The sequence below is a fragment of the Brevundimonas sp. UBA5713 genome (assembly GCF_002419815.1).
Classification (GTDB): Bacteria; Pseudomonadota; Alphaproteobacteria; order Caulobacterales; family Caulobacteraceae; genus Brevundimonas.
In genome coordinates this window covers 1-6,026 of record NZ_DIGV01000032.1, presented here as the reverse complement: position 1 = coordinate 6,026, position 6,026 = coordinate 1, and the positions used below count along the sequence as shown (strand labels likewise).

The 6,026-nt window shown below is 61.1% G+C and carries 7 protein-coding genes and 1 pseudogene; 5 read left to right on the top strand and 3 right to left on the bottom strand.

Annotated elements, in window-relative coordinates:
- The 4 genes and pseudogenes from B3B04_RS08295 to B3B04_RS08280 form a co-directional block, all read left to right on the top strand.
- A pseudogene (locus tag B3B04_RS08295) lies at window positions 1-245 on the top strand (LPS export ABC transporter ATP-binding protein); the annotation flags it as partial.
- A 129-nt stretch (window positions 246-374) separates the two neighbouring features.
- Window positions 375-1,859 carry an RNA polymerase factor sigma-54 gene (gene rpoN / locus B3B04_RS08290; protein ID WP_292041837.1) on the top strand — a complete coding sequence of 495 codons (1,485 nt, stop codon included), beginning with the start codon at window positions 375-377 and terminating at the stop codon, window positions 1,857-1,859.
- 90 nt (window positions 1,860-1,949) lie between these two features.
- A complete protein-coding gene (gene hpf, locus B3B04_RS08285; RefSeq protein ID WP_292041978.1) occupies window positions 1,950-2,579 on the top strand; it encodes a ribosome hibernation-promoting factor, HPF/YfiA family in 630 nt (209 codons plus the stop codon).
- Window positions 2,580-2,683: 104 nt separating this feature from the next.
- Complete coding sequence (locus tag B3B04_RS08280) at window positions 2,684-3,148, top strand: PTS sugar transporter subunit IIA (protein WP_292041835.1); 465 nt, start codon at window positions 2,684-2,686, stop codon at window positions 3,146-3,148.
- Window positions 3,149-3,208: 60 nt separating this feature from the next.
- Here B3B04_RS08280 and B3B04_RS08275 read toward each other — a convergent pair whose 3' ends face one another.
- Together B3B04_RS08275 and B3B04_RS08270 are read right to left on the bottom strand one after the other, a co-directional pair.
- Window positions 3,209-3,457 (bottom strand): DUF1150 family protein, encoded by a 249-nt coding sequence (locus tag B3B04_RS08275; RefSeq protein ID WP_292041833.1) that lies wholly within the window; start codon window positions 3,455-3,457, stop codon window positions 3,209-3,211.
- A gap of 79 nt (window positions 3,458-3,536) precedes the next feature.
- The gene (locus tag B3B04_RS08270; RefSeq protein ID WP_409514415.1) at window positions 3,537-3,959 is read right to left on the bottom strand and encodes an Hsp20 family protein; all 423 of its coding nucleotides are present in this window, start codon (window positions 3,957-3,959) and stop codon (window positions 3,537-3,539) included.
- A 247-nt stretch (window positions 3,960-4,206) separates the two neighbouring features.
- On the opposite strand from B3B04_RS08270, the gene B3B04_RS08265 reads away from it, so the two are divergent.
- Window positions 4,207-4,881 carry an OmpA family protein gene (locus B3B04_RS08265; protein WP_292041828.1) on the top strand — a complete coding sequence of 225 codons (675 nt, stop codon included), beginning with the start codon at window positions 4,207-4,209 and terminating at the stop codon, window positions 4,879-4,881.
- 59 nt (window positions 4,882-4,940) lie between these two features.
- On the opposite strand, the gene B3B04_RS08260 is transcribed toward B3B04_RS08265, so the two are convergent.
- Window positions 4,941-6,026 (bottom strand): UDP-glucose dehydrogenase family protein (locus B3B04_RS08260; RefSeq protein ID WP_292041825.1); only part of this gene is annotated, 1,086 nt, incomplete at its 5' end.

Here is a 6,026-nt window from a genome sequence, read left to right as displayed (position 1 = left end):
TGCTGGATGAACCCTTTGCCGGTATCGATCCCTTGGCCATCGCCGACATCCGCTCGGTGATCCGCTATCTGTCGGGTCAGGGCATCGGCGTATTGATCACCGACCATAATGTGCGCGAGACGCTGGATATCATCGACCGCGTGTCGATCATGACGTCGGGCTCGGTTCTGTTCGAGGGTACGGCGCGCGAAGCGGTCGAAAGCGCCGAGGTGCGCAACGCCTATCTGGGCGAGATGTACGGCTAAGGCCGATTTTCTCCACCATGGGCTGCATTCCCCGCAGCGACTCACCGGACGTTAACGGCTATGCTGCAAGCTTGGCCTTAAGCAAGTTCCGCGCCACAATCAGGCGCTAGGAATCCGGGGGACGTCAACTTGATCGGGCAAAGGCTTGAGGTCAGGCAGGGACAGGGGCTGGTTATCACGCCCCAGCTCCAGCAGGCCATCAAACTGCTGCAACTGTCCAATCTCGAACTCGAGGCCTTCGTCGAGGCCGAGTTGGAGCGCAATCCCCTATTGTCGCGCCAAGATGTCGATGACGCACCGTCCGAGGCGGCAAGCAGCGGCGATGACGCCGCCGAAATGTCCTTTACCGATGGCGTGGCCGAAGGGGCCCACAGCGCGCTGGATGCGCCCGCAGAGGCCGTCTATGACGCCGCTCCTGGAGAGCGCAACGAAACCGCCACCGATGCCCAGCCCGGTCTATCCGACTGGTCGGCTGTACGCGGCGGCGGAGCCATGCCGGAAGGCGACTTCGAACGCCCTGACGAACATGAGCTGACCCTGTGGGAGCATTTGCAGGCGCAGGTGCCGACCGCCCGCCTGTCGCCGGCCGATCAAGCGATTGCCCTGACCCTGATCGATTCTGTCGACGAAGGCGGGTATCTGCGTGCCGATCTGGCCGAGGTGGCCGAACGGTTGGGCGTGGAAACGGCGCGCGCCGAGACGGTGCTAAAGGTCTGTCAGGGGTTCGAGCCCACCGGCGTTATGGCCCGCTCGGTGGCCGAGTGCCTGCGTCTACAGCTTGAAGAGCGCAACCGCTTCGATCCCGCCATGGCCGCCTTGTTGGACAATCTGGACCTGTTGGCGCGCCGCGACATGTCTGCTTTGCGCAAGGTGTGCGGCGTGGATCAGGATGATCTGATCGACATGATCGCCGAGATTCAGGCTCTGACGCCTCGACCAGGCGCGGGCTTTGGCGGCGAACCGGCCCAGACCGTTGTACCGGACGTCTATGTGCGCGCCGATCCCGCCGGTGGCTGGAAGGTCGAGCTGAACAGCGACACCCTGCCCCGCCTGCTAGTCGACAAACGCTATCATGCCGATGTCAGCGCCGGTGCACGTGGCGATACGGAAAAGACCTTTGTGGCCGATTGCGCAGCCCAAGCCAGCTGGCTGGTGAAGTCGCTGGACCAGCGCGCCCGCACCATTCTCAAGGTGGCCAGCGAGATTGTGCGTCAACAGGATGCCTTCCTGGCCTTCGGCGTCGAGTTCCTGCGCCCGCTGACCCTGAAGGTGGTGGCCGAGGCTATCGAGATGCACGAATCGACCGTCAGCCGCGTGACCGCCAACAAATACATCGCCACCCCGCGCGGCGTGTTCGAACTGAAATTCTTCTTCACCGCCGCCATCCAGTCATCGGACGGCGGGGCCTCCCACTCGGCCGAATCTGTCCGTTACCGGATCAAGAGCCTGATCGATGCCGAAGATGTTACAGGCGAGATCCTGAGCGACGATCGCATTGTCGAAATCCTTCAGGACGCAGGCATCGATATCGCCCGACGCACCGTCGCCAAATATCGGGAAGCCTTGAGGATTCCGTCCTCGGTCGAGCGTCGCCGCCAGCGCAAGGCGGCCTAAGACCCCACTTGCGACAAGGTGAAGCTTCACCACATTTCGGTGATCGACGTTGACACCAAGTCGGAAGAGCCGCGTTCTATGTCCATGGCTATGAACATTCAGGTCACCGGTAAACAAGTTGATGTTGGCGAAGCGTTAGGCTCGCGCATCTCTCAAGAACTTGAAGAGGGAGTCGGCAAATATTTTGCCCGAGGCGCCCAAGACGCCGAGGTCGTAGTCTCTAAAGACGGGTATGGTTTTCGTGTGGACTGTTGGGTGCGTCTGGCATCCGGCCAGTCTCTGGTCACAACCGGCACCGGCGGTGATGCCCACGCGGCCTTTTCCGACAGTCTGGACAAGCTCGAAAAGCGGGTTCGCCGCTACAAGCGCCGTCTGAAAGACCACTATGCCGGTCCTAAAGGCCTGTCGCCCGAGAAGACAGAGAATGCCGCGCGCGAAGTCGCTGCGCTCACCATTTTCAAAAATCCCGATAAGGTCGAAGACGAAGAATTCGGTGAGGTCGACACCGACGGCCCTCCGCCTGTCGGAATGGTAATTGCCGAGACGGAAGCCGAGATTCGCACTTTGACTGTCGGGCGCGCCGTGGCCGAATTGGACATGACCGGTTATCCTGTCGTCATGTTCCGTAACGCCGCGCATGGCGGCCTGTCAGTGGTGTATCGCCGCCCTGACGGCAATGTGGGTTGGGTCGATCCGGAACGGACCGCTCGCAAAACCTGAGTCGGTAAATATCATCAATCTGGCTTATGCTTCTTTCACAACTGGGGCGAAGCGTCTAAAAGGCGCGCGCCCTTTGCCCTAAAGGGCCGTTGATCGGAACTGAGATGGACATCGCAGATATACTGGTGCCGGACGGAGTCGTCCTGCGCGGGGCTGTTTCATCTAAACGTCAGGCTTTGGGATGCGTCGCCGAGGTGGCCGCCCAGACCTTGAATCTAGACTCTGCCAAGGTGCTGGAAGCCCTGCTCGAGCGTGAAGCCCTCGGCTCCACAGGTCTCGGCTATGGCGTAGCCATACCACATGCTCGCGTCGAAGGCGTCGAGCAGGTGTGTGGCGTCTTCGTGCGCCTCGAAGCGCCCGTGGCCTATGAAGCACTGGACGACCGTCCGGTGGACCTGCTGTTTGCCCTGCTGGCCCCGCCCAGCGCAGGGGCCGAGCATTTGCGGGCGCTGGCGGTGGTCTCGCGGGCTATGCGCTCGCCGGAACTGCGCGAGCGCCTGCGCCAGATCCAGACCGTGGACGGCGCGCGCGCCCTGTTTGTCCAGACCGGCAGCGCCGCTGCCGCCTGACGCCCGGTAAAGCGCACAATAGCAACGGGGCCCGAAACCGGGCCCCGTTTTTTTATGGGGTTAGTGGACCGACACCGGTGCCATGTCATGCGCCTCTGCGGCGGCCACCGCTGTCTCACGGTCCAGCATGACGGCCAACCGCTCGCCATCGGCTCCATGCAGGGCATAGAGGGTCTGGTTCGGGTCCAGTTCGACATCGATATCATCATCGATGTCGGCCAAAATCTCGCCAGCGCGGATGGTACGGATGTAAACCAGATCCGGAGCGCCCAGGGCGCTGAAGTCCTTGTTTGTCATACCAGGCGTCATAGAAACCGCCTCCTTACACAGACCTAAACGGTCACCTCTCTCAAAGGCTCCACCCTTGCGGACCTGTGGAGCATCTCACTTAGTCAGTGGAAATCGGAATACGACGCGTGGCCGCTTCCTGATCAGGCTTCACCAGATCGACGTGCAGCAAGCCGTGCTGTAGCCGCGAGCCTGACACCTCGAGCCCGTCAGCCAGTACAAAGGTTCGCTGGAAGCCCCGTGCCGCAATGCCACGGTGCAGATACTGGCCCTCGGGCTTAGCGGCCTCTTCGCGCTTTCCGGTAATGACCAGTTGGCGACCTTCAAGCGTGACATCCAGTTCGCTGCTGGAGAATCCGGCCACAGCGACGGTGATGCGAACCAGATCGTCACCGATGCGCTCTACATTATAGGGCGGGTAAGAATCCCCCGCGGCGCGCTGAACACGGTCTATCAAGGCCCGCGTCTGATCAAATCCCAGCAGGAACGGGCTGTCGAACGGAATAGTCGGGCGGCTCATCATTCAGTCTCCATGGCCCCTAAAACGGCGGCCTGGGCCGTCACTGCCACCATGGCCAGCAACCGCCCTACCCTCATTATTTGGGCAGTGAGCGCCTCTGTCGCAATCCCCGTCGCCATTCATGCACAGCTCAAGCTTAGCCGTTGCAGCCTTTTACGCTTGCACGTTTTGTTGTTCATCTTTGATACAGACAGGAACCGGCATTGATCGGGTCCGTTTCGCAGCAAGCGTCATCAAAGAAGGTGCAGATATGCGCACAAAGATTGCAATCATCGGGGTCAGCCTAGCCGCCATGCTGGGGGCGACAGCTTGCACCACCACGGATCCTTACAGCTCGGCTCCGCGTCGTAATAACACCGGCACCGGTGCCATTGCCGGCGCTCTGGGCGGGGCCGTTCTGGGCTATCTGACCAATACCAACAACAGCGAACAGGGCCGCAAGAACGCCCTGATCGGCGCAGGCATCGGCGCACTGGCCGGTGCGGGCGTGGGCCAATATATGGACCGCCAGCAGCGCGTATTGGAAGCCGAACTTTCGGGCACTGGCGTGGGTGTGGCCCGTCAGGGTGACAACCTGGTGCTGCGCATGCCGTCGGACGTAACCTTTGCCACCAACCAGTCGAACATCGACAGCCGCTTCCTGAGCGTTCTGGACGATGTCGCACGCGTTCTGAATGAATATGATCGCTCTATGGTCGACGTGATCGGCCACACCGATTCTTCGGGCGGCGATCACATCAACCAACCGCTGTCCGAGCGTCGTGCCTCTTCGGTTGCGTCCTATTTGATCGAGCGCGGTGTGATCCGCGAGCGCCTGTACGTGGCCGGCGTCTCTTCGCGCAATCCGATCGCCTCCAATGACACGCCGGACGGCAAGGCCCAGAACCGCCGCGTCGAAATCCTGATCCGTCCGTTCACGGGCTGATCAGGGCCCCAGGCCAGTAAGAAAGGGCGGTGCCACGCGGCCCCGCCCTTTTTGCATATCTAGGCGCTGGCCGGACGGCCGATAGAGACATAGCGGAAGCCCTTCGCCTCCAATGCCGCGGGCTTGTAGATATTGCGCAGATCAACCATCACAGGTTGCTGCAGCAACGCCTTGATGCGATCCAGATCCAGAGCGCGGAACTGGTCCCACTCGGTCAGAATGACCACAGCATCGGCCTGTTCAACGGCCTGATACGGCCCATCACAATAGATGATATCCGGCAGCAGTTGAGCCGCTTCCTTCATACCCTCCGGATCAAACGCCTTGACCGTGGCTCCCTTTGCCAACAGCGCAGGCACCACATCCAAAGACGGGGCATCGCGCATATCGTCCGTGTTCGGCTTGAACGTCAGTCCCAGCACCGCGATGGTCTTGCCCTGTAGATCGTGGTCCAGTGCCTGACTGACACGCTCGGCCATGGCCTTTTTACGCGCGTCGTTTACCGCGACGGTGGTTTCGATCAGCCGGACCGGAGAGCCAAAATCGGTTGCCGTGCGCACCAGTGCCAGCGTGTCCTTAGGAAAGCATGACCCGCCGTAGCCCGGGCCGGCATGCAGGAATTTGCTGCCAATGCGGTTATCAAGGCCGATGCCTTTTGCCACCTGCTGCACATCGGCACCGACCGCTTCGCACAGATCGGCCATCTCGTTGATGAAAGTGATCTTCATCGCCAAAAAGGCGTTGGCCGCATATTTGATCAGTTCCGACGTGCGTCGCCCCGTAAACACAACCGGCGTCTCGTTCAGATTCAACGGACGGTACAGTTCGGACATAACCAAACGGGCGCGCTCGCTGTCGGTGCCTACCACCACGCGGTCAGGGCGTTTGAAATCATCAATGGCTGCCCCCTCGCGCAAAAACTCGGGGTTGGACACGACCGCAAAGTCCGCATCCGGACGACGTGCGCGGATAATGCGCTCGATCTCGTCGCCCGTACCCACTGGCACCGTCGATTTGGTGACGATGACGGTGAACCCTTCGATCAGGTCGGCAATCTCTTCGGCGGCCGCATAGACATAGGACAGGTCCGCATGTCCGTCGCCGCGGCGAGACGGTGTGCCTACGGCGATGAACACCGCATCGGC